The organism is Pseudomonas koreensis (genome assembly GCF_036668835.1).
Taxonomy (GTDB): Bacteria; Pseudomonadota; Gammaproteobacteria; order Pseudomonadales; family Pseudomonadaceae; genus Aquipseudomonas; species Aquipseudomonas koreensis_I.
Genome location: NZ_JAZEVW010000005.1, coordinates 328,433 through 351,917, shown reverse-complemented (window position 1 = coordinate 351,917; position 23,485 = coordinate 328,433). Strand labels below are relative to the sequence as shown.

The window sequence follows — 23,485 nt, the reverse complement described above, 5'->3', positions numbered from 1 at the left end:
GGGCGTTCAGAGCGCCCGGATCACGTGTTTGATCTCCTGAAACGCGGCCAGGCCCCACGGACCCAGTTCGCGGCCGATGCTGCTCTGTTTGTAACCACCCCACGCCGTCTGCGGAAAAATCACTTGCGGCGCGTTGAGCCACACCAGCCCGGCCTGCAAAGCGTTGGCCACCCGCTCGGCGGCCTCGGCGTTACGCGTCACCACACTGGCGACCAGGCCGAATTGGCTGTCGTTGGCCAGCGCAATCGCCTCGGCTTCGCTGCTGACACTGCGCACACACAACACCGGGCCGAAAATCTCTTCGCACCACAGCGCACTGTCGAGGGGCACTTCGGTGAACACCGTCGGCTGCAAAAAAAAGCCGCGTGGCAGGTGCGCCGGACGATTGCCACCACAGACCAACTTGGCCCCGGCGCTCAGGCCGCGATCGATGTGGCCGAGCACGCGCTGGTATTGCGCCTGATTGACCAGCGCACCCATTTCCACATCCGCGTCGAACGGGTCGGCCACGCGAATCGCTTGCGCACGTTGTTGCAGGCGTTCAAGAAATTCATCGGCCAGTTCATCGGCGACCAGCACTCGGCTGGTGGCCGAGCACATCTGCCCGGCATTGAAGAAACCGCCACCACAGGCCAGCTCCACCGCCAGCTCCAGGTCGGCGTCTTCGAGCACCAGCAGCGAAGACTTGCCGCCCAGCTCAAGACTCACGCCTTTCACCGTTTCCGCTGCGCGTTGCATCACCTGCACGCCGACGGCGTTGCTGCCGGTGAAGGAGATCCTGGCGATGCGCGGGTCCGCCGACAGCGGCGCGCCGACGGCCAGGCCGGTGCCGCAGACCAGATTGAATACGCCGTCGGGCAGGCCGGACTCGGCGATGATCGCCGCCAGTTCCAGCTCCGGCAGCGGCGTGACTTCAGAGGGTTTGAGCACCACGCAGCAACCGGCAGCCAGCGCCGGGGCGAGTTTCCAGGCGGTGGTGACCATGGGGAAATTCCACGGCACGATCAACCCGACCACACCGCACGGTTCGCGACGCAGACGTGCACTGAAGTCGTCGCTGGGCAACGGCACATTCGTGTCGACCTGCGCGTCGAGGCCTTCGGCAAGTTCGGCGTAATACTCGAAGGTAGCGATGACATCGTCGACGTCGATCGCCGCTTCGAACAACGGCTTGCCGTTGTTGCTCGATTGCAGGTTCATCAAGTGCTCACGACCGTTGCGCACGCCGTTGGCGATGTTGCGCAGGACCACAGCGCGCTCGGCACCCGTGGTTTTCGACCAGTCCTTGAATGCTGCAACCGCGGCGGTCACCGCGTGCTCGACCGCACGTTCATCCCCGCCATTGACCGTGGTCAGCAGCGCTTCGGTGGCCGGGTTGATCACGCGCAAATGCTCGTGGCCAGCCGACCATTGGCCGTTGATGTAGAGGCCGTCGAGGGTCGTTGGGAAATTGATCATTGGGCCACCGCCTGCATCCACTGGTTCTGATCGATTTCGATGACGGTCGGGCCCTGGCGATCACTGGCGGCACGCAGCGCACTGCGCAACTGCGCTACCGAACTGATCGCTTCTGCGGCGCAACCGAGCGCTTTGGCCACACCGATGAAGTCCGGGGTGTAGATGTCGACACCGACCGGCTCCATGGCGCGATTGACCATGTATTTCTTGATCTCTTCGTAGCCCTGGTTATTCCACAACAGCACGATCACCGGCGTGCGCGCTTCGACCGCGCTGGCCAGTTCCGGCAGAGTGAATTGCAAGCCGCCGTCGCCGATCAGGCACACCACCGGCGGGCGAACGCCTTTCTCCAGTGGCCCACCGAGCCAGGCACCAATGGCCGCTGGCAAGGCATAACCGAGGGTGCCGTATCCGGTCGACGAGTTGAACCAGCGTCGCGGGCGTTCAGGGTTGAAGGTGAGGTTGCCGGTGTATACAGGTTGCGTCGAATCGCCAACGAACACCGCGTCAGGCAATTCCTGCAGCACGGTTTCAAGGAAACGCGTCTGCGCCAGGGTCGCTGTGTCCCAGCTCGCGGCCAGATCATCACGCAGACGCGCCGCGCGCACCTGGCCCCAATCGTTGCGGCGCTCGGCCAACGCTTTGTGCGACAAGGCGCTGAGCAAGGCCTGCGCGGCGTTGCGCGAGTCGGCGACCAATGCGACGTGCGGCGGATAGTTGCGCACGGTTTGATCGGCATCGATATCGATGCGCAGCAGCTTGCCGGGAATCTCGAAACCGCCGGCGAAGGTCACGTCGTAATCGGTCTCGGCCAGTTCGGTGCCGATCGCCAGCACTACATCAGCATCGGCCACCAGCGCGCGGGTGGCGACCAGGCTTTGCGTCGAGCCGATCAACAGTGGATGCGTGGAAGGCAGCAGGCCTTTGGCATTGATGGTCAATGCCACCGGCGCGTCGAGCAGTTCGGCTAATTCGCCAAGTTCCGCGGCGGCATCGATGGCACCGCCACCAGCAAGGATCAGCGGCCGTTGCGCGCCGGCCAGCAATTCGGTCATGCGGCTGACGGCGGCCGGCGCGGCACCGGCGCGGTCGATGTGCACCGGCAGGCTGGCGAGCAATTCATCGGCGTCTTCGACCAGCACGTCCAGGGGAATTTCAATGTGCACCGGACGCGGCCGGCCCGCCTGGAACAAGGCGAATGCGCGGGCCAGCACGCCGGGCAATTCCGACGCCGACATCAAGGTGTGAGAGAACGCCGCGACGCCAGCGACCAGTGCGCTCTGGTTCGGCAATTCGTGCAGCTTGCCGCGCCCGCCGCCCAACTGGCCGCGGCTCTGCACGCTGGAGATCACCAGCATCGGGATCGAGTCGGCGTAGGCCTGGCCCATCGCCGTGGTGATGTTGGTCATGCCCGGGCCGGTGATGATGAAACACACACCCGGTTTGCCACTGATGCGCGCATAGCCGTCGGCCATGAAACCGGCGCCCTGCTCATGCCGAGGCGTGACATGGTTGATGCTCGAACGGGCCAGCCCGCGATACAGCTCAACGGTGTGCACCCCGGGAATGCCGAACACCTGCTCGACCCCGTAACCTTCGAGTAACTTGACCAGTACTTCGCCACACGTCGCCATGTCGATTGCCCCTGTTGTTTGATCAATACGCCGTGCCAATGTGGGAGCGAGCTTGCTCGCGAAAGCGTCGGATCAGCCAACATCAATGCTGGATATGAAATCGCCTTCGCGAGCAAGCTCGCTCCCACAGGGGCCGGTGGAATAGGCTCATTGAACGGGCGGCCGCTAGCGGCAACAATCGATTAAAAGTCATACTAGCCATGTCCTCACGTCATACCTTGGATCCACATGAAGCGACTGCCTCCCCTGCCCGCCCTGCACACGTTTCTGGTCACCGCGCAGTGCTGCAACTTCACCCGCGCCGCCGAGCAGTTGCACATCACACAGGGTGCGGTGAGCCGGCAGATCGCCGGGCTTGAAGATCATCTGGGTTATGAGCTGTTCATCCGTCTGGCGCGAGGTCTGGAGTTGACGGCCGAAGGACGCGAGTGGCTGCCACGGGTGGAGAAGGTTTTCGCGCTGATCAGCGAAGCCAATGAGCAGATCGGCTCCAAGCGCGAAACCCTGCAACTCAAAGCGCCGAGCTGCGTGATGCGCTGGCTGGTGCCACGCCTGGTGCAATGGCAAAAGGAACGTCCGGACGTGCCGGTCAAGCTCACCACGACACTGGCCCACGGCGTGGATTTTCAACGCGAGCCTTTCGATGCCGCAGTGATCTACGGCACGCCGCCGGACAACTCGTCGACCGCGCTGCACCTGTTCGATGAGCAACTGACACCGGTCTGCTCACCGGCACTGTTGAAAGGTCCACCGGAGCTGTTGGAACCTGCAGATCTGCAGCAGCATTTATTACTGCATCCGACCCCCGACACCCACGACTGGACGGTGTGGCTGACGGCGGCGCGACTGCAATTGAACAACGTCAACGACGGCCAGCATTTCGAGACGCTGGATCAGGCGATGTCGATGGCCTCGCATGGCACGGGAGTGGCGATCGGGGACTGGTCGCTGATTGGTGATGATTTGCACGCCGGGCGACTGGTGATGCCGTTCGAGTTGAAGGTAAAGACGGGGCTGGCGTATTACGTGGCGGTGCCTGGCGGAGCGCAGCCGTCGCCGCAGCTGGAAGAGCTGATGCTTTGGCTGGTCGAGCAGGCTCATTTGCGGTGAAGCCTTTCCCTCACCCTAACCCTCTCCCCAAGGAGAGGGAACTGACCGTGTTGTTTGGTCTACCTGCGCCGACCGGCAATAGCGAGTCGAACTCAGGCCTGGAAAAGCATGAAGATCGGCTCCCTTCCCCCTCGCCCCCTTTGGGGGAGAGGGCTGGGTTGAGGGGGAAAGATCTGAAGCCAGACCAATCCCTCTACGTCACCTCAATCAATAACCAACCGTAAACCGCTGACGCACATGCTTCGGCGTTTCCACTTCATCAATCAGCGCAATTGCATAATCGGCAAAGCTGATCCAGCTGCGCCCTTCGCTGCTCACCAGCAAATGATCCTTGCCGACACGAAACGTGCCTGTGCGCTCCCCTTCAACAAACTCCGCCGACGGCGACAGGAACGTCCAGTCCAGATCGCCTTCCTGTCGCAACGCTTCAAGAAACGCCGCCCCGGCGCTGGCCTCGGCTTTGTACTCGGCCGGAAACCCCGCGCTGTCGATCACCCGCGTGTCATCCGGCAACAACAACGAACCGGCACCGCCCACCACCAGCAGACGTTTCACCCCAGCGCTTTTCACCGGCCCGACAATCGCGGCCGCTGGCACTGTGGCGAAATGCGCGGCGGTGATCACTATATCGTGACCGGCCACTGCGTCCTGCAGCGCCGCCGCATCGAGCACATCGACATTCTTGCTGATCACACCGGCACGGCTGCCGATTTTCGACATGTCGCGGGCGATGGCGGTAACGCTGTGCCCACGACGCAGGGCTTCTTCCAGCAATTGGCTGCCGGCACGGCCGGTGGCACCGATGATTGCGATTTTGCTCATGATGTTCTCCAGTTGGCTTGAGAGTGCTGCGTATGCGGATTCGCTTTACCAGGCCATTTCGCCCTTGGCGACTTTGGCGCTGAGTTCCAGCGAGCTTTCTTCGCCGAGCGATGGGTAGCGTTTCTTCATCGCGGCGATCAACGCTGCGGAATCCTTGGCGCTTGCGGTTTCGGCGTCGAATGCCTTGATGTAGTCGGCGGTGAACTTGACGCTGGCCAGCGAACGGCTGCTGTCGCCCAGGTAGTGGCCCGGTATTACGGTGGTCGGTTTCAGGCTTTCGATCGAACGCAGCGTGTCGAGCCAGTCGGCGTGGGATTGCGCGGTCTGGGTGTCGGCCATCCATACGTGAATGTTCTCGGCGACCACCACGCCACCGACCACGGCCTTGAGCGATGGAATCCACACGAAGCTGCGATCCGGTTGTTTGCCTTGCAGGCCGATCACCTGCAATTTCTGCCCTTCGAGCATCAGGCTGTCACCCTTGAGCACATCCGGCACGATGGTTTTCGCCGGAACGTCGGCGCCCATTTTCGGGCCCCAGAAAGCCAGTTTGCCGGCGACGGTCTGGTTGATGTGGTCGACGGTCGGCTGCGAGGCCAGCACCTTGGCATTCGGGAAGGCTTGGGTCAGGGTGTCGAGGCCGAAGTAATAATCCGGGTCGCCATGGCTGATGTAGATCGTGGTCAGTTGCTTGCCACTGGCGCGGATCTTTTCCACCACCTGTTGCGCCTGGGATTTACCGAACTGTGCGTCGACGAGAATCGCTTCTTTTTCGCCGCTGACCAGTACCGAGGTCACCGGAAAAATCGCCTGGGTGCCCGGGTTGTAGACGTCGAGGGTCAGGTTGGCCGCCGCTGCGTGCGCCGCAAAACCGAGGGCGGCCGTGGCGAGTACAACGCGTTTAAGTGTGGTGAAGCCGATCATCTGTTGCTCCGCTGTGCGAATGCCGTTGCTGGCGATGGACAGAGCTTAGTTGCCTGACTCAGTACAAAAAATGCGATGCTTGAACATAGTTTGTTTCTGAAAGCGGGCAAATCATGGATCGGTTACAAGCAATGCGGGTATTCGTCAGTGTGGTCGATCTGGGCAGCCAGTCGGCGGCGGCCGACCATCTGGACCTGTCGCGGCCGGTGGTGTCGCGCTATCTGGCCGAGCTGGAAGACTGGGTCGGCGCGCGTCTGATGCACCGCACCACACGCAAGTTGAGCCTGACCGCCGCGGGCAACGAGATCCTGCCGCGCTGCCGACAGATGCTCGAACTGTCGAGCGACATGCAGGCCGCCGTCAGCGAACCCGATGCCGCGCCGCGCGGGCTGCTGCGGATCAGCGTCAGCACCTCTTTCGGACAGGCGCAACTGGCTGAGGCGATGGCGGTCTACGTCAGGCGCTATCCGGGGGTGAGCATCGATCTGCAAATGCTCGACCGCACGGTAAATCTGGTGGATGAACGCATCGACCTGGCGATTCGCACCAGCAACGACCTCGACCCCAATCTGATCGCCCGCCGCCTGACTGTATGCCGTTCCGTGGTCTGCGCAGCGCCGGCTTATCTGCAGGAGCACCCGGCGCCTGTGCGGGTCGAGGAGTTGAGTCGGCACAACTGCCTGACCCATTCTTATTTCGGCAAAAGCCTGTGGCATTTCGAAGAGAATGACGAAGCGGTTTCGGTGCCGGTGCAGGGCAACATCAGCGCCAACGAGGCCAGCACCCTGCTGCGCGCCACCCTGGCCGGCGCCGGGGTGGCGATGCTGCCGACCTATCAGGCCGGGGTGCATATCCACAGCGGCGAACTGGTGCGCCTGCTGCCCCATGCCGAACCGCGGCAAATGAACATTTATGCCGTGTACGCCTCACGCAAACACATGCCGGCGGCACTGCGCAGCCTGCTGGATTTTCTGGTGGAACGCTTCCCCGAAAATCCGCAATGGGACGAAACTGCAAGCGGCAAGCCAGAAGCGACAAGCTAGCGCCGTCATGACTCAACTTGCAGCTTACAACTTGAAGCTTGCAGCTGCCCCCCACTGACCTATGCTGAAACTAGTACCGCAGGGTATGTCGTTCAGAGGTCATCGCCATGAACATCAAAACAAGAAGGTATTTCGCGATTTTCATCACCTGCGCCGCCACGCTGGCGCTGTACGGCACCGCGGCCTGGCGGGTCGAACAAATGCGGCAGTTGCCGCGCGAGTATGCGAGCTGCAATTACGAGCGCTGTATTCCGCATAATGCGACGCTCAATGCATTGCGTTGATTAGAGCGCCGGAATTCGCCCCTTGTGGGAGCGAGCCTGCTCGCTCCCACAGTGTATTTGGCGGTGCTGTCAGGATTACTGCTCGGCCTTCAGCCGATCACGGAAGGCTTTCGGCGATATCCCCACCCGGCGCCGGAACAAGCGTGTGAAGTTGGTCGGGTCGGAAAATCCCAACAGCTCCGACATCTCGTAAATGGTCATGCTGGTGTAGGTCAGCAAGCGCTTGGCTTCGAGTAACTGGCGCTCGTGCATGATCTGCAACGCCGGTTGCCCGGCCAGCTCGCGGCAAGTGCCGTTGAGGTGCGAGACGGAAATGCCCAGGCGATGGGCCAGATCCTCGACCTTCACATGCTGGCGATAGGTTTCTTCGACCAACTGAATAAACCCATTCAAATATTCGCGCTGACGCTGCGGCCGTTGGCTGGCTTTGTGCCGCACGATCGCCTGGCGACTGACCCAGACCATGATCACGCTGACCAGCGAATGCATGAGCATTTCCCGCGCGGGTTGATGGCCGTTGTACTCGGCCTGCAAGGCGCTGAAAAGACTGTTGAGGTAGTCGCCGTCCGCGCCCGCCGGGTAATGCTCGGCGCTGGCCAGCGCGTGCACCGCATCGCCCAGTTGCGCCTGCAAATGGTTGATCAACGGTGTGGCGAGGGTAACGATGAAGCCCTCGACGTCCTCGGAAAAACGAAAGCCATGCACCGACAGCGGTGGCAGGACCTGGATCGCAGGGGTTTGCAATTGCGTGCGCTGGCCTTCGATTTCAAGCTCTGCCTGACCTTTGAAAACGAACAGCAACTGGCACAGATCGGCGTGGCGATGGGGTTTGATTTCCCATTCATGTTCGCGACTGCGTGAGGAAATGGTTTCACAGTGCAGCAAGTCAGGGGTCGGCCAGTCCAGGCTTTCACCGTAGAGCTTGAACACGGGAATCGAAGGCAGCTCAGGCTTGTTCATCACTTCAATCCAGGCCTCGGGGTTGTGGGCGATAATCGCACCGATTGGCAGAATGTACAGGTATCGGCTCAGTTTTCACCTTCAATTGACAGACCCGCAAGGGAAAAATGCAAGCACTCGATCCATAAAAAACCCTCACCGGCGTTTGCCGCGTGACGCTTGCGAGCCATAAAAACAATGAAAACGCTGAAAACCCGAATCGCGATCATCGGCGCCGGCCCGTCCGGTTTGCTCCTCGGCCAGTTGCTGCACAACGCTGGCATCGACACCCTTATCCTCGAACGGCAAACGCCCGATTATGTGCTCGGGCGCATCCGCGCCGGCGTGCTGGAACAAGGCATGGTAGAGCTGTTGCGTCAGGCCGGGGTGAGTCAGCGCATGGACGCCGAAGGGCTGGTCCATGGCGGTTTCGAACTGGCCCTCGACGGGCGCCAGGTGCACATCGACCTGCACGCTTTGACTGGCGGCAAGACCGTGATGATCTACGGCCAGACCGAAGTCACCCGCGACCTGATGGCCGCTCGTCGGGAGGCCGGCGCGCCGACGATTTATCAAGCGAGCAATGTCGTTCCCCACGGCATGAAAAGCGACGAAGCGTTCGTCACTTTTGAAAAGGATGGCGAAACCTGGCGCGTCGATTGCGACTACATCGCCGGTTGCGACGGTTTCCACGGGGTTGCCCGGCAATCGATTCCGGCCGACTGTCTGAAGGTCTTCGAGCGGGTTTATCCGTTCGGCTGGCTGGGCATTCTCGCCGACACCCCGCCGGTACACGACGAGTTGGTTTACGCCCGTCACGAACGCGGTTTTGCCTTGTGCAGCATGCGTTCGCAAACGCGCACCCGCTATTACGTGCAAGTACCCGCTGATGACAACGTCGAGGACTGGAGCGACGAGCGCTTCTGGGACGAATTGAAAAGCCGCTTGCCGAGCGCACTGGCGAAGAAACTGGTCACCGGTCCGTCGATCGAAAAAAGCATCGCGCCCCTGCGCAGTTTTGTCGTCGAACCGATGCAGTACGGGCGGATGTTTCTGGTCGGCGACGCCGCGCACATCGTCCCGCCCACCGGCGCCAAGGGTTTGAACCTGGCGGCCAGCGATGTCAGCACGCTGTTCAATATTCTGTTGAAGGTTTACCGCGACGGGCGCACCGACTTGCTGGAGAAGTATTCGCAAATCTGCCTGCGCCGCGTGTGGAAGGCCGAGCGTTTTTCTTGGTGGATGACCTCGATGCTGCACCGCTTCGATGATCACGACGCGTTCAACCAGCGCATCAGCGCCGCGGAACTGGACTACTTCGTCGACTCGGAAGCCGGGCGAAAAACCATCGCAGAAAATTACGTCGGGCTTGCGTACGAGGCTATCGAATAGCCTGCTATCGATTTACACTGGCGAGCATCCCCGCTCGCCATGTCTTGCGGGTCCATCATTGCCCGCAGGTTTTCCGTGACCACTCTGAACCCGCCTGAAACACCCAAACCGGCCATTCGCAGCGTGCTGGTCGCCTTGATGATGGCGATCTTTCTCGGCGCGCTCGATCAGACCATCGTTGCCGTATCGATGCCGGCCATCTCTGCGCAATTCAAGGACGTCAGCCTGCTGGCCTGGGTGATTTCCGGGTACATGGTGGCGATGACCGTGGCGGTGCCGATCTACGGCAAGCTCGGCGATCTGTACGGGCGGCGCAAACTGATGCTGTTCGGCATGGGCCTGTTCACCCTTGCTTCATTGTTTTGCGGCATGGCGCAGAGCATGGAGCAACTGGTGCTGGCGCGCATTCTTCAGGGCATTGGCGCCGGCGGGATGATTTCGGTGAGTCAGGCGATCATCGGCGACATTGTGCCGCCGCGTGAACGGGGTCGCTATCAGGGCTATTTCAGCAGCATGTACGCGGTGGCGAGTGTTGCCGGGCCGGTGCTCGGCGGCTACATGACCGAATACCTGTCGTGGCGCTGGGTGTTTCTGATCAATCTGCCGCTGGGCCTCGGTGCCTGGTGGGTCGCCCGGCGCAACCTGCGCGGTTTGCCGATACCGCAGCGCAAACCGGTGATCGACTACCTCGGTACGGTGCTGATGATCATCGGTCTGACCGCCCTGCTGCTGGGGATCACGGAGGTCGGTCAGGGGCATTCGTGGCGCAGCAGCGAAGTGCTCGGTCTGCTTGCTTGTGCCGTGTTGGTGCTGGCGGCGTTCGTCTGGCATGAAAGGCGTGCGCGTGAGCCGTTGCTGCCGATGCACCTGTTCGCCAACCGCAGCGCCTTGCTGTGCTGGTGCACGATTTTCTTCACCAGTTTCCAGGCCATTTCGCTGATCGTGCTGATGCCGCTGCGCTTTCAGAGCGTCACCGGGGCCGGTGCCGACAGCGCCGCGCTGCACTTGCTGCCGCTGGCGATGGGGCTGCCGATCGGCGCGTATTTTGCCGGTCGCCGCACCTCGATCACCGGGCGCTACAAACCGCAGATCCTCAGCGGCGCGATATTGATGCCGATCTCGATTCTCGGCATGGCGTTCAGCCCACCGGAAGCGACGCTGCTCAGCGGCGTGTTCATGTTGCTCAGCGGCATTGCCGGCGGCATGCAATTCCCGACGTCGCTGGTCGGCACGCAGAACTCGGTGGAACAACGCGACATCGGCGTGGCCACCAGCACCACCAACCTGTTTCGCTCCCTCGGCGGCGCGGTGGGTGTGGCATTGATGTCGGCACTGTTGCTGGCGCTGCTGCAGCATTCGAGTTTCGCCCACCTGGCAAGCAGTTCGCTGCTCAGCGAGGGGCATTCGGGCAATGTCCTGCTCGATGGCCTGAATGCAGCGCCCGGCGATGCACAGAACGCGCTGCGGGCGGAGTTGCTAGTGACGTTCCGGCATTTGCTGTGGGTAAGTGCAGCGGTATCGTTGTTGGGGCTCGCGGCAGCGATTGCCATGCCGAACAACCTGCTGCGCGGGCGGGAGCACGGCGCGAAATAACCGCAACACCACAAACCCCTGTGGGAGCGAGCCTGCTCGCGAAAGCGGTGTGTCATTCACCAGGATGTTGGCTGACACGACGCCTTCGAGAGCAGGCTCGCTCCCACAAGGGAGGGGCGGTGTTTCGGTCAGGGGCTGTAGTAACCCACCGCGACGAGGAAATGCCCGACCTTTTTCAGGTAGGCGTGCTTGTCCTCGATCTTGCCGGTTACCGGGTTTTTCCAGCGATATTCGTACTCGCCTTCATCCTGCTTGCCGATCAGCGCCAGAATAGGTTCACCCACCGGTTTTCCTTCCGGGTCCTTGACCTTGGCGAAATCGGTGTTGATCAGGCGCAGGTTGGTGCCATGCGCCACGTAGCGGCGGGTGTTGAGGTCAACCACGAACACATACAGGTCATCCTGCAGATAGCCGCCCTTGAGCGAATTGACCGCGGTCAGCGTACCCTTCTCGTCTTTACCGAGGTCCGTTGCGGCCTTATCCAGCAGTGCTTTGGCCTGCTCCGCCGAAGCGCGCGGCAAGTAATAACCCACCGCCAGAATCCGCTGGCCGACGCGCTGATAAAATACGTGCTTGCGCTCGACCTTGCCGTCGGCCCAGTTCTGCCAACGGTATTCGGCTTGCTGGATGCCGTTGCCTTCGGGCACTTTCAGGGCATCCTTGAAGGCCTTTTGCAAATCCGGGCCAAGCACTTCGCTGACATCGCGGCCGATCAATGCCGCTGAAGGCCCGCCGCTGGCCAGCATCACGCCCTTGGTATCGACCACAAAGACGTAGCGATCCTTGTCGACGAACTCACCCTGCCGGCTGAACGCAGCGAACGCCTTGTCGCCGTTATCGTGGTAATAAGCCAGGGCTTTTTCCAGCAGGGCGACGGCAGCCTGACTGTCGTCCTTGCCATCGGTGGCGGCGCTGACATGGCCGACACTGGCCAATAACATCAGGCCGAGCCAGGCCACTTTATGCAAAAAACCCATAGCGCATCCCTCGTTCTTGTAAGTGTTTCAAGAGCGTAGACGGCCTGGGCTGATGTAGGGACATTCAGAGGGTTTCTGAACGTTACGCGGTGGCTGTGGTGAGGCATGCCCCACCACAGCCAATCGACTATCAAGGTCGCGCGTTGATCTGCTGTTGCAGGTTCTGGATCTGCGCCTGCAGCGTGTTGAGGTTGCGCGTCATCTGCGCACGGAAGGCGTCGAACTCAGCGGTGTTGCCGCCACCCTGCGGGGTTGCCGGGCGGTTGTCCTGCTCGCTTTTGAGCACAACGATTTCCTGCTCGAGTCGATCGATGGCTGCGCTCGGGTTGCCCTGTTTCTTCAAGGCCACGATATCGGCGCCGAGGCTCTTGAACTGCGCATCGAACGCTTTCAATTCCGCATCGAGCTTGCTGGTGTCAGCCGGTGTGCTTTTCAGGGTCGCCAGTTCCGTGCTCAAGGTTTTCACCTGTGCCTGCAACTGGCTGTTGGCGGTCTGCAGTTCGTTGGTCTGCGCGGTCATCTGCGCCAGACGCTTGTCCAGATCGCTGGCCTGCCCAGCGACGCCTTGCTGCTGTTTGCTCTGATCAAGCAACTTGCCTTCCAGTTGCTTGATTTGCAGCTTCAGCGCTTCGCTGTCGCTGCTGACGTTGGACTGGCTGGCCACAACCTTGCCGGAAATGTCCTGCAGGCGCCCGGCCGCTTCTTCGCTGATCCGCGCGAAGCTTTCCTGAGTCGCAACCAGTTGCTGCTCCATCAGCGAGATCTGCTGGAAACTCCACCAGGCCAGACCGATAAAGGCAAAGAACAATGCGCCGACCAACGCCCACAAAGGCCCGGTGCTGGCCGCCTTGACCTTGACCACCGGCGGCGTGCGCGAGTGCACGGAGGTGCGGGCGGTGGTGGGAATGTCATCGTCGTCGAAGGGGTCGGCGCGCAGGCTGGGCACGTTATCGAAATCGTCGTCGTGAGCATCGTTACGCATGGACATTGAGGCAACCTTTGAGAAACGCGGTGATGGCTAAATGCTGCGAAGTATAACCGCCGCAGCCGCAGGCATTGACCCCCATCCGGGTGTGCGGTTCATTGCCGGCCGACCGAATGGTTTCAACGAATGTCCTGAGCCTTCCACCAGGCGCAGAACTCGTCGAGGGCCGACCACAGGCTGACTTTCGGATCGTAGTCCAGATAATGCCGGGCGCGGCTGATGTCGAGGGTGAAATTTTTGTTCATCACTTGCATGCCCAGCCGCGACAGCGTCGGCTCCGGACGCCCCGGCCAGAGTTTGCAGGCACCTTCGTTGAGCGCGGCAACGCTGTAGGCCAGCGCGTAGGAGCGATATTTGCGAACTTGCGGTACATCCATGTTGCGCATCACGTAATTGACCACATCCCACAGCGGCACCGGCGCGCCATTGCTGATGTTGTAGGCCTTGCCCAACGCCGAGCCCGCCGCCAGCAGACTGCTGAGCATGGCTTCGTTAAGGTTGTGCACGCTGGTGAAATCGACCTTGTTCAGACCATTGCCGACGATCGCCAGACGGCCCTTGCGCTGCATGTTGAGCAGGCGCGGAAAGATGCTCATGTCACCGGCTCCGGTGACGAAGCGCGGGCGCAACGCGATGGTTTCCAGACCGAACTCCTGGGCACCGAAGACCTTTTGCTCGGCCAGATATTTGGTCGCCGCGTACGGATGCCGAAAGCGCTTGGGCACTTGTTCTTCGGTCAGACCGAGATGGTCGCCGCCATCAAAATAGATCGACGGTGACGACAGGTGCACCAAACGTCGGACCCGCTGCTTGAGGCAGGCCTCGACGACATTTTCGGTGACTTGCACGTTGCCCTGATGGAAATCCTGATAACGCCCCCACACACCCACCGCACCAGCGCAATGCACCACCGCTTCGACATCCGCGCACAGCTCGCGGGCCAGTTCGGCATCGGTCAGATCGCCGGGCACGAACTCGGCGCCACGGCGCACCAGATGCTCGACGCTCTCGGCACGGCGCCCGTTGACGCGCACCTCCAGGCCCTGCTCCAGGGCGAAACGCGCAAAGCGCCCGCCAATGAAGCCGCTCGCGCCGGTAACCAAAATCTTCATCAAAAACTCCAGGAATACAGCTGCAAGCTACAAGCCATCAGCTGCAAGTTAAAACGCTGCGCTTGCCGCTTGCAGCTTGACGCTCGCAGCTGCTGTTAAGCCACTAGCCATTGCGGTGACGAGCGCAGTAATTGCTCGGTGAGCAGGTTGAGCAATTGCCCGCCGTTGCGCCAATGATGCCAGTACAACGGCACATCGATCGGTTTATCTGGCAGCAACTCGCGCAATGCACCGCTGCGCAACTGGTCGCGCACTTGCAGTTCCGGCACCAGTCCCCAGCCGATTCCGGCTTCGGCCAAGCGGATGAAACCTTCCGAAGACGGACACAAATGGTGTTCGAAACCACCATCGACGCCCAGCGATGCGAGATAGCGATGCTGCAGAAAATCGTCCGGGCCGAACACCAGCGCCGGCGTGCGCGGCAGTTGTTCGGCGCGCACACCCTGAGGGAAATGGCGCTCGATAAAGGCCGGGCTGGCCAAAGCGCGATAACGCATCGCCCCGAGCAACACACTGCGTGCCCCGGCCACCGGTCGCTCGCTGGCGCAAAGGCAGGCCGCCACTTCACCGGCGCGCATGCGTTTGAGGCCGACCGTCTGGTCTTCAACGATCAGGTCGAGCAGCAAATGCTGGGCAGCGCAGAAATCCCCCACCGCTTGCCCCCACCAGGTGGCGAGACTGTCGGCGTTCAGCGCGATGCGCAGACGATCCGGCAGACCCTCTTCGTCCAGCGCCGGGACCACGCTTTGCAGGTCGCGCTCCAGCAAACGCACCTGCTGCACATGGTTGAGCAGGCGTCGGCCGATCTCGGTCGGCGCCGGCGGTGTGCCGCGAATCAGCACAGGCTGACCGACCCGTGCTTCGAGCAGTTTGATCCGCTGCGAAATCGCCGACTGCGACAAACCCAGTACCTGCGCGGCCCGATCAAAACCGGCCTGTTCAACCACCGCGGCCAAGGCAGACAGCAATTTATAGTCGAACATCAGTTTTCCTAATGAGCGATCAGCAATATTGGTTTTTCTTATACCCCGTCCGACCGGAGAATGGCCAGCAAGCACTTTATGACGCGGAGTACATTTCATGTGGCAAAGCTATGTTAACGGCCTGTTGGTGGCCCTCGGGCTGATCATGGCGATCGGTACGCAAAACGCCTTTGTATTGGCGCAGAGCCTGCGCCGTGAACATCACTTGCCGGTCGCCGCGCTGTGCGTGGTGTGCGATGCACTGCTGGTGGCGGCCGGGGTGTTCGGCCTGGCGACGATTCTGGCGCAGAACCCGACGCTGCTGGGGATCGCCCGCTGGGGCGGCGCGACGTTTCTGATCTGGTATGGCAGCCAGGCGTTGCGCCGGGCCTGTTCGAAGCAAAGCCTGGAGCAAGGCGCAAACCAGACCGTACGTTCGCTGCGCGCGGTCATGCTCAGTGCGCTTGCGGTGACCCTGCTCAATCCGCACGTTTATCTGGATACCGTATTGCTGATCGGCTCACTCGGCGCCCAGCAATCGGTGCCGGGGGCTTATGTGGTGGGCGCGGCAAGTGCTTCGCTGCTGTGGTTTTTCACCCTGGCCCTGGGCGCGGCACGGCTGGCACCGTGGCTGGCTCGGCCGAGTACCTGGCGGATTCTCGATCTGGTGGTCGCGCTGATGATGTTCACGGTGGCCGGGCAGTTGATTATCGCGAGCTGATTTATTCCAAACGGCTCTGGAACCTCTATCCCACACAGTTGTTGCGTGGTTATGCCGCAACCCCGGTGCTATGATCCAGACCCTGCGCCGCAAAGAGTAAAAACTCGCCGGTGCATTTCTGGCCGCCCGTGATCGGCCTTGCGCTCACCGCAACAGACCTGATTAGGAGAATCATCATGGCTTTCGAATTGCCGCCGCTGCCTTACGCACACGATGCACTGCAGCCGCACATTTCCAAGGAAACCCTGGAATACCACCACGACAAGCACCACAACACCTATGTCGTGAACCTGAACAACCTGGTGCCAGGCACCGAGTTCGAAGGCAAGACCCTGGAAGAAATCGTCAAGACTTCCTCGGGCGGTATCTTCAACAACGCCGCTCAGGTCTGGAACCACACTTTCTACTGGAACTGCCTGGCGCCAAACGCCGGCGGTCAACCCACCGGCGCGCTGGCTGAAGCGATCAATGCAGCCTTCGGTTCGTTCGACAAGTTCAAGGAAGAATTCAGCAAAACCTCGATCGGCACCTTCGGTTCCGGCTGGGGCTGGCTGGTGAAAAAGGCTGACGGTTCCCTGGCGCTGGCCAGCACCATCGGCGCCGGCAACCCGATCACCAGCGGCGACACCCCGCTGCTGACCTGCGACGTCTGGGAACACGCTTACTACATCGACTACCGCAACGTGCGTCCGAAGTACGTAGAAGCGTTCTGGAACCTGGTTAACTGGAAGTTCGTGGCCGAGCAGTTCGAAGGCAAAGCCTTCACCGCTTAAGCCGCACGCCAGACAAGAAACCCGGCTATTGCCGGGTTTTTTTATGTTCGCGGATGGCGTTTTTCTCACGTTGGAAACAGCTTCGTGCCGTTTGTCGGAAGCGCACGGGAAGCTACCATCACAGAGCGCAAAAAATATCATGTGCAGGCTCAAGTTGAGGGCAGCCGCTACCGACACAGTTAATTCAGAGCTAATACTCCAATTGGCAGCATTGCGGCCAAGACGCAGGCGAATCGCTCTGAGCCCGATTGTCCCTTTGACTGCCACCCCGGGATTGCCAATACTCATGGCAACTTGACGCTACCCGCACGGAACAAGGAATACCCCTTTGAAGCTGGAACTCAAGAACAGCTTGTCGGTGAAGTTGCTCCGGGTCGTGCTCCTGTCGGCATTGATCGTCGGCGTGGTCTTGAGCTGTGCGCAAATCGTCTTCGATGCCTACAAGACCCGTCAGGCGGTGGCCGGCGACGCCGAGCGCATCCTCGACATGTTCCGCGACCCGTCGACTCAGGCCGTGTACAGCCTGGACCGGGAAATGGGCATGCAGGTAATCGAAGGCCTGTTCCAGGACGATGCCGTGCGTCAGGCGTCGATCGGCCATCCCAATGAAGCCATGCTCGCGCAGAAATCCCGCGAGCTGCAGCATTCCAACAGCCGCTGGCTGACCGACCTGATCCTGGGGCAGGAACGCACCTTCACCACCCAATTGGTCGGGCGCGGGCCGTACAGCGAGTACTACGGCGACCTGAGCATTACCCTCGACACCGCCACCTATGGCGAAGGTTTTCTCGTCAGTTCGGTGATCATCTTCATATCCGGGGTCTTGCGGGCGCTGGCCATGGGCCTGGTGCTGTATCTGGTTTATCACTGGCTGCTGACCAAACCGCTGTCGCGGATCATCGAGCACCTTACCGAGATCAACCCGGATCGCCCCAGCGAACACAAGATCCCGCAGCTCAAGGGCCACGAGAAAAACGAGTTGGGCGTGTGGATCAACACCGCCAACCAGTTGCTGGAATCGATCGAACGCAACACCCATCTGCGCCACGAAGCGGAAAACAGCCTGCTGCGCATGGCCCAGTACGATTTCCTCACTGGCCTGCCGAACCGCCAGCAGTTGCAGCAGCAACTGGACAAGATTCTGGTCGACGCCGGCAAGCTGCAACGCCGCGTCGCGGTGTTGTGCGTGGGGCTGGATGATTTCAAAGGCATCAACGAGCAGTTCAGCTACCAGACCGGCGACCAATTGCTGCTGGCCCTGGCCGACCGTTTGCGCGCCCACAGTGGTCGCCTCGGCGCCCTCGCCCGCCTTGGCGGCGACCAGTTCGCGCTGGTCCAGGCCGATATCGAACAGCCTTACGAAGCGGCGGAACTGGCGCAAAGCATCCTCGACGATCTGGAGGCGCCATTCGCCCTTGACCACCAGGAGATCCGCCTGCGTGCAACCATCGGCATCACTCTGTTTCCTGAGGATGGCGACAGCACCGAGAAGCTGTTGCAGAAAGCCGAGCAAACCATGACCCTGGCCAAGACTCGCTCGCGCAACCGCTACCAGTTCTACATCGCCAGTGTCGACAGCGAGATGCGTCGCCGCCGCGAGCTGGAAAAAGACCTGCGCGATGCGCTGATCCGCGATCAGTTCTACCTCGTCTATCAGCCGCAGATCAGCTACCGCGACCACCGCGTGGTCGGGGTCGAAGCGTTGATTCGCTGGCAGCATCCGGAACACGGTCTGGTGCCGCCGGACCTGTTCATTCCGCTGGCCGAGCAGAACGGCACGATCATCGCTATCGGCGAGTGGGTGCTGGATCAGGCCTGCAAGCAGCTGCGCGACTGGCACGATCAGGGTTTTGCCGATCTGCGCATGGCGGTCAATCTGTCAACGGTCCAGTTACACCACGCCGAGCTGCCACGGGTGGTCAACAACCTGCTGCAGATGTACCGCTTGCCGCCGCGCAGTCTGGAACTGGAAGTCACCGAAACCGGCCTGATGGAAGACATCAGCACCGCTGCGCAGCACTTGCTCAGCCTGCGCCGCTCCGGGGCGTTGATTGCCATCGACGACTTCGGCACCGGTTATTCATCGCTGAGCTATCTGAAAAGCCTGCCGCTGGACAAGATCAAGATCGACAAGAGCTTCGTCCAGGACCTGCTCGATGACGACGACGATGCGACCATCGTTCGCGCGATCATCCAGTTGGGCAAGAGCCTCGGTATGCAGGTGATCGCCGAGGGCGTGGAAACCGCCGAGCAGGAGACCTACATCATCTCCGAAGGCTGCCACGAGGGTCAGGGTTATCACTACAGCAAACCGCTGCCGGCCCGTGAGTTGAGCGCTTATCTCAAGCAGGCGCAACGCAGCAACGCCGCCATTCTCTGAAACGCCGTGAACGCGGCGCCTCCTGCCATTCGGGCTTGTGCGCTTGGTCCCGCGCGTCCATGTGGTAAACAAGAAATATTTCCAGCCACAACCCTTTACACATAATGCGAAAGATTTGCATTATGTCGCAGTTTTGCGCGCCCTCGGCGCCAGTCCACTCAACTACCGAAGCAGGATGTTCGCCATGATTCGTATGCCTCTGGCTACCGCCAGTCTGCTGGCCATCGCTATTTCCCTCGCCGGTTGCGGCGAAGGCAAGGACAAAGAAAAAGCCTCCGAAATGACGCCGGCTTCCAGCAGCGCTGCTCCAGCCCCTGCCGCTACGCCTGCGCCTGCTGCCGGTAAAGTCGACGATGCCGCCGCCAAGGCTGTGGTCGCGCACTACGCCGACATGGTCTTCGCCGTCTACAGCGATGCCGAATCCACTGCGAAAACCTTGCAGACCGCCATCGACGCGTTCCTCGCCAAGCCGAACGCCGACACCCTCAAAGCCGCCAAGGCTGCCTGGGTCGCCGCGCGCGTTCCGTACCTGCAAAGTGAAGTGTTCCGCTTCGGCAACACCATCATTGACGATTGGGAAGGTCAGGTTAACGCCTGGCCGCTGGACGAAGGTCTGATCGACTACGTCGACAAATCCTACGAGCACGCGCTGGGTAACCCGGGCGCCACCGCCAATATTATTGCCAACACTGAAGTTCAGGTTGGCGAAGACAAGGTCGACGTCAAGGACATCACCGCCGAGAAACTCGCCAGCCTCAACGAGCTGGGCGGTTCCGAGGCCAACGTCGCCACCGGCTACCACGCCATCGAATTCCTGCTCTGGGGCCAGGACCTCAACGGTACCGGCCCAGGCGCTGGCAACCGTCCGGCCTCCGATTACCTGGAAGGCGCCGGCGCCACCGGCGGTCACAACGATCGTCGCCGTGCCTACCTGAAAGCCGTGACCGAGCTGCTGGTCAGCGACCTGGAAGAAATGGTCGGCAACTGGAAGCCGAACGTGGCCGACAACTACCGCGCCACGCTGGAAGCCGAGCCGGGTGAATCCGGTCTGCGCAAAATGTTGTTCGGCATGGGCAGCCTGTCTCTTGGCGAACTGGCGGGCGAGCGCATGAAGGTTTCCCTGGAAGCCAACTCCCCGGAAGACGAGCAGGATTGCTTCAGCGACAACACCCACTACTCGCATTTCTACGATGCCAAAGGCGTGCGTAACGTTTACCTGGGCGAGTACACCCGCGTCGACGGCACCAAGATGACCGGCGCGAGCCTGTCGTCGCTGGTGGCCAAGGCTGATCCGGCTGCCGACACCGCACTGAAAGCCGATCTGGCCGCAACCGAAGCCAAAATCCAGGTCATGGTCGATCACGCCAACAAGGGTGAGCACTACGACCAGTTGATCGCGGCTGGCAACACGGCGGGTAACCAGATCGTTCGTGACGCGATCGCCGCGCTGGTCAAGCAGACCGGTTCGATCGAAGCCGCTGCCGGCAAACTGGGCATCAGCGACCTGAACCCGGACAACGCCGATCACGAGTTCTGATCACTGCGTCCGAACCAAAGAAAGGCGACCTTCGGGGTCGCCTTTTTCATACCTGCCCGAAACCTGCCCTGCGGGATCACCGCTAAATGTCTGCTGTTCACTGTCCCCTGTAGGAGTGAGCCTGCTCGCGATAGCGGACTGTCAGTTGATGAATGGGTGACTGATCCACCGCTATCGCGAGCAGGCTCACTCCTACAGGGGGGCGCGTGCGCTTTCCGGCTTGCGCTGTATCAAGCAAACGATAATTCCTCTTATTCAAACTCCCCGGCCCTGTTAGACTTTGCGCCTTTGTTTTCGCCCGTCTGCAGGATGTCTGATGCCCTCGCTGCCTCTTCGCTTGTCCGCACTGTTGCTGGCCCTGGGCCTGAGTGCCTGCGATGACGCCCCGCGTTTCACCCAGGCCGAGCCCGGTGAGGCGCGTTCGGGTGGCGCGGCGACGGTGCGCAAGAGTGATCAGAACGCGTTTTCCCTGCCGTCGGCCAACCTCCCACCCTCGCGACGGGTGGATTTCAGCGTTGGCAACAGCTTCTTTCGCAGCCCGTGGGTGATCGCGCCGTCAACCACCACCGCGCGCGACGGCCTCGGCCCGCTGTTCAATACCAACGCTTGCCAGAACTGCCACATCAAAGACGGTCGCGGTCATCCACCGGCGCCGGACGCAACCAATGCAGTGTCGATGCTGGTCAGGCTGTCGATTCCCGATGCGCCGCCCTACGCCAGAGTCATCGAGCAACTTGGCGTCGTGCCTGAACCGGTCTATGGCGGTCAATTCCAGGACATGGCCGTGCCCGGCGTTGCGCCGGAAGGCAAGGTACGCGTCGACTACACGCCGGTGCCGGTGCGGTTCGCGGATGGCACTGAGGTCGAGCTGCGTAAGCCGGTCCTGCAGATTACGCAACTGGGCTACGGGCCGATGCACCCGGACACACGACTCTCTGCGCGAGTAGCGCCGCCGATGATTGGCCTGGGTCTGCTTGAAGCGATCCCCGAAGAGGCGATTCTCGCCAACGCCGCCACACAAGCCAAAGACAACCGAGGCATCAAGGGCAGGCCGAACCGGGTCTGGGACGATGAACTGCAGAAGACCGTCATCGGCCGTTTTGGCTGGAAAGCCGGGCAACCGAACCTCAATCAACAAAATGTTCACGCGTTTTCTGGTGATATGGGCCTGACCACCAGCCTGCGCCCGTTCGACGATTGCACCGAGGCGCAAACCGCCTGCAAGCAGGCACCGAACGGCAAAGGCCCGGATGGCGAACCGGAAGTCAGCGACAACATTCTGCGGCTGGTGCTGTTCTACAGCCGCAATCTCGCAGTGCCAGCGCGCCGTGGCGTCAACGATGCCGAGGTGCTGGCGGGCAAGAACCTGTTTTTCCAGGCGGGTTGCCAGTCGTGCCATACGCCGAAATACACTACCGCCGCCAACGCCGCCGAACCGGAACTGGCCAATCAGCTGATTCGCCCGTACAGCGATCTGCTGCTGCACGACATGGGCGACGGTCTGGCGGACAATCGCACCGAATTCCAGGCCTCCGGCCGCGACTGGCGCACGCCGCCGTTGTGGGGCATCGGCCTGACGCAAGCGGTCAGCGGTCACACCCAGTTCTTGCATGACGGCCGCGCGCGCAATCTGCTTGAAGCCGTGCTCTGGCATGGCGGCGAAGCGCAAGCCGCGCAGCAACAGGTTTTGTCTTTCAATGCCGAGCAGCGTGCTGCGTTGCTGGCATTTTTGAACTCACTTTAAATACTGAAGAAAGAATCGGGAGCCCGACATGTTCCGTCCCAAGCTACTGTTCACCAGCCTTGCCGCGCTCGCCCTCGGCGCCTGCTCGCCGCAGGACCCGCAAGCAGTCACCTCGGCGGCCATCGCCAAATCGGTGATCCTGCCGACCTACACCCGCTGGGTCGAAGCCGACAAGCAACTGGCGGTTAGCGCCCTCGCCTACTGCCAGGGCAAGGAAACCCTGGAAACCGCGCGCGCCGACTTCCTTCACGCGCAAAAGGCCTGGGCCGAGCTGCAACCATTGCTGATCGGTCCGCTGGCCGAGGGCAATCGTTCATGGCAGGTGCAGTTCTGGCCGGACAAGAAAAACCTCGTCGGCCGTCAGGTCGAGCAACTGGTCGTCGCCCAGCCACAGATCGATGCCGCGGCACTGGCCAAGTCGAGTGTGGTGGTTCAGGGCCTGTCGGCCTACGAATACATCCTCTTCGATGCCAAGCCTGACGTGGCCAATGCCGAGCAGAAAGCCAAATACTGCCCGCTGCTGATCGCCATTGGCGAACGCCAGAAGCAATTGGCTGAAGAGATTCTGCAGGGTTGGAACACCACCGACGGCATGCTCGCGCAGATGAGCAAATTCCCGAATCAGCGTTATGCCGACTCCCACGAAGCAATCGCCGATCTGCTGCGCGTGCAGGTCACCGCACTGGATACCCTGAAGAAAAAGCTCGGCACGCCGATGGGCCGCCAGAGCAAAGGTGTGCCGCAACCCTTCCAGGCTGATGCCTGGCGCAGCCAGTCGTCGCTGACCGCACTGGAAGCCAGCCTTGCAGCGGCCAAAACCGTCTGGGAAGGTGTCGACAACAAAGGCCTGCGCGGTCTGTTGCCAGCCGAGCAGAAGCCATTGGCCGACAAGATCGACGCCGCCTACGCCGCCTCGCTGAAACTGTTCGACAGCACACAGCGCTCGCTCGGCGAAATGCTTGAAGACGACGCCGGTCGCCAGCAATTGAACGATATCTACGACAGCCTCAACGTCGTCCATCGCCTGCATGAAGGCGAACTGGCCAAGGCGCTGGGCATTCAACTGGGCTTCAACGCCAACGACGGTGACTGATG

At 61.3% G+C, this 23,485-nt stretch carries 20 protein-coding genes; 11 read left to right on the top strand and 9 right to left on the bottom strand.

Annotated elements, in window-relative coordinates:
* Positions 1-6: 6 nt before the first annotated feature.
* Positions 7-1,458: an aldehyde dehydrogenase family protein gene (locus V6F91_RS17135; protein WP_332766414.1), complete on the bottom strand. Its 1,452-nt coding sequence runs from the start codon at positions 1,456-1,458 to the stop codon at positions 7-9.
* Positions 1,455-3,092: a 5-guanidino-2-oxopentanoate decarboxylase gene (locus V6F91_RS17130; protein ID WP_332766412.1), complete on the bottom strand. Its 1,638-nt coding sequence runs from the start codon at positions 3,090-3,092 to the stop codon at positions 1,455-1,457. Before V6F91_RS17130 ends, V6F91_RS17135 begins: the two co-directional genes overlap by 4 nt.
* A gap of 228 nt (positions 3,093-3,320) precedes the next feature.
* Here V6F91_RS17130 and V6F91_RS17125 point away from each other — a divergent pair, with 228 nt between their 5' ends.
* Entirely contained in the window at positions 3,321-4,202 is an 882-nt protein-coding gene (locus V6F91_RS17125; RefSeq protein ID WP_332766410.1) for a LysR substrate-binding domain-containing protein, read from the top strand.
* Positions 4,203-4,409: 207 nt separating this feature from the next.
* Here the strand turns inward: V6F91_RS17125 and V6F91_RS17120 are convergent, their stop codons facing one another.
* Positions 4,410-5,024 carry an NAD(P)-dependent oxidoreductase gene (locus V6F91_RS17120; RefSeq protein ID WP_332766408.1) on the bottom strand — a complete coding sequence of 205 codons (615 nt, stop codon included), beginning with the start codon at positions 5,022-5,024 and terminating at the stop codon, positions 4,410-4,412.
* A gap of 45 nt (positions 5,025-5,069) precedes the next feature.
* Positions 5,070-5,948, bottom strand: a complete 879-nt coding sequence (locus V6F91_RS17115; RefSeq protein WP_332766406.1) for an MBL fold metallo-hydrolase — start codon at positions 5,946-5,948, stop codon at positions 5,070-5,072.
* Positions 5,949-6,061: 113 nt separating this feature from the next.
* Between V6F91_RS17115 and V6F91_RS17110 the strand changes: the two genes are divergently transcribed.
* A complete protein-coding gene (locus V6F91_RS17110) occupies positions 6,062-6,991 on the top strand; it encodes a LysR family transcriptional regulator (protein WP_332766404.1) in 930 nt (309 codons plus the stop codon).
* A 107-nt stretch (positions 6,992-7,098) separates the two neighbouring features.
* Entirely contained in the window at positions 7,099-7,275 is a 177-nt protein-coding gene (locus tag V6F91_RS17105; RefSeq protein WP_332766403.1) for a hypothetical protein, read from the top strand.
* Between the two features lie 75 nt (positions 7,276-7,350).
* On the opposite strand, the gene V6F91_RS17100 is transcribed toward V6F91_RS17105, so the two are convergent.
* Positions 7,351-8,235, bottom strand: a complete 885-nt coding sequence (locus V6F91_RS17100; RefSeq protein ID WP_203419291.1) for a helix-turn-helix domain-containing protein — start codon at positions 8,233-8,235, stop codon at positions 7,351-7,353.
* Between the two features lie 177 nt (positions 8,236-8,412).
* On the opposite strand from V6F91_RS17100, the gene pobA reads away from it, so the two are divergent.
* Together pobA and V6F91_RS17090 are read left to right on the top strand one after the other, a co-directional pair.
* Positions 8,413-9,606 carry a 4-hydroxybenzoate 3-monooxygenase gene (gene pobA / locus V6F91_RS17095; RefSeq protein WP_332766401.1) on the top strand — a complete coding sequence of 398 codons (1,194 nt, stop codon included), beginning with the start codon at positions 8,413-8,415 and terminating at the stop codon, positions 9,604-9,606.
* Positions 9,607-9,681: 75 nt separating this feature from the next.
* Positions 9,682-11,199 (top strand): MDR family MFS transporter, encoded by a 1,518-nt coding sequence (locus V6F91_RS17090; RefSeq protein WP_332766399.1) that lies wholly within the window; start codon positions 9,682-9,684, stop codon positions 11,197-11,199.
* A gap of 128 nt (positions 11,200-11,327) precedes the next feature.
* Here V6F91_RS17090 and V6F91_RS17085 read toward each other — a convergent pair whose 3' ends face one another.
* The 4 genes from V6F91_RS17085 to V6F91_RS17070 all read right to left on the bottom strand — a co-directional run bounded on the left by V6F91_RS17085 (position 11,328) and on the right by V6F91_RS17070 (position 15,256).
* The gene (locus tag V6F91_RS17085; protein ID WP_332766397.1) at positions 11,328-12,176 is read right to left on the bottom strand and encodes a cache domain-containing protein; all 849 of its coding nucleotides are present in this window, start codon (positions 12,174-12,176) and stop codon (positions 11,328-11,330) included.
* 130 nt (positions 12,177-12,306) lie between these two features.
* Positions 12,307-13,164, bottom strand: a complete 858-nt coding sequence (locus V6F91_RS17080) for an ATPase (RefSeq protein ID WP_332766395.1) — start codon at positions 13,162-13,164, stop codon at positions 12,307-12,309.
* A 116-nt stretch (positions 13,165-13,280) separates the two neighbouring features.
* On the bottom strand, positions 13,281-14,273 hold the full coding sequence (locus V6F91_RS17075) for an NAD(P)-dependent oxidoreductase (protein ID WP_332766393.1): 993 nt from the start codon (positions 14,271-14,273) through the stop codon (positions 13,281-13,283).
* Positions 14,274-14,368: 95 nt separating this feature from the next.
* Positions 14,369-15,256, bottom strand: coding sequence for a LysR family transcriptional regulator ArgP (locus V6F91_RS17070; RefSeq protein WP_332766391.1), 888 nt, complete (start codon positions 15,254-15,256; stop codon positions 14,369-14,371).
* A gap of 97 nt (positions 15,257-15,353) precedes the next feature.
* Between V6F91_RS17070 and V6F91_RS17065 the strand changes: the two genes are divergently transcribed.
* The 6 genes from V6F91_RS17065 (at position 15,354) to V6F91_RS17040 (ending at position 23,483) form a co-directional block, all read left to right on the top strand.
* A complete protein-coding gene (locus tag V6F91_RS17065; RefSeq protein ID WP_332766389.1) occupies positions 15,354-15,956 on the top strand; it encodes a LysE/ArgO family amino acid transporter in 603 nt (200 codons plus the stop codon).
* Between the two features lie 176 nt (positions 15,957-16,132).
* A complete protein-coding gene (locus tag V6F91_RS17060; RefSeq protein WP_093098823.1) occupies positions 16,133-16,729 on the top strand; it encodes a superoxide dismutase in 597 nt (198 codons plus the stop codon).
* A gap of 328 nt (positions 16,730-17,057) precedes the next feature.
* A complete protein-coding gene (locus tag V6F91_RS17055) occupies positions 17,058-19,109 on the top strand; it encodes a putative bifunctional diguanylate cyclase/phosphodiesterase (protein WP_090285796.1) in 2,052 nt (683 codons plus the stop codon).
* Between the two features lie 184 nt (positions 19,110-19,293).
* Positions 19,294-20,646 (top strand): imelysin family protein, encoded by a 1,353-nt coding sequence (locus V6F91_RS17050; protein WP_332766382.1) that lies wholly within the window; start codon positions 19,294-19,296, stop codon positions 20,644-20,646.
* A gap of 316 nt (positions 20,647-20,962) precedes the next feature.
* Positions 20,963-22,390, top strand: coding sequence for a di-heme oxidoredictase family protein (locus V6F91_RS17045; RefSeq protein WP_332766380.1), 1,428 nt, complete (start codon positions 20,963-20,965; stop codon positions 22,388-22,390).
* 28 nt (positions 22,391-22,418) lie between these two features.
* Entirely contained in the window at positions 22,419-23,483 is a 1,065-nt protein-coding gene (locus tag V6F91_RS17040; RefSeq protein ID WP_332766378.1) for an imelysin family protein, read from the top strand.
* Positions 23,484-23,485: the final 2 nt, after the last annotated feature.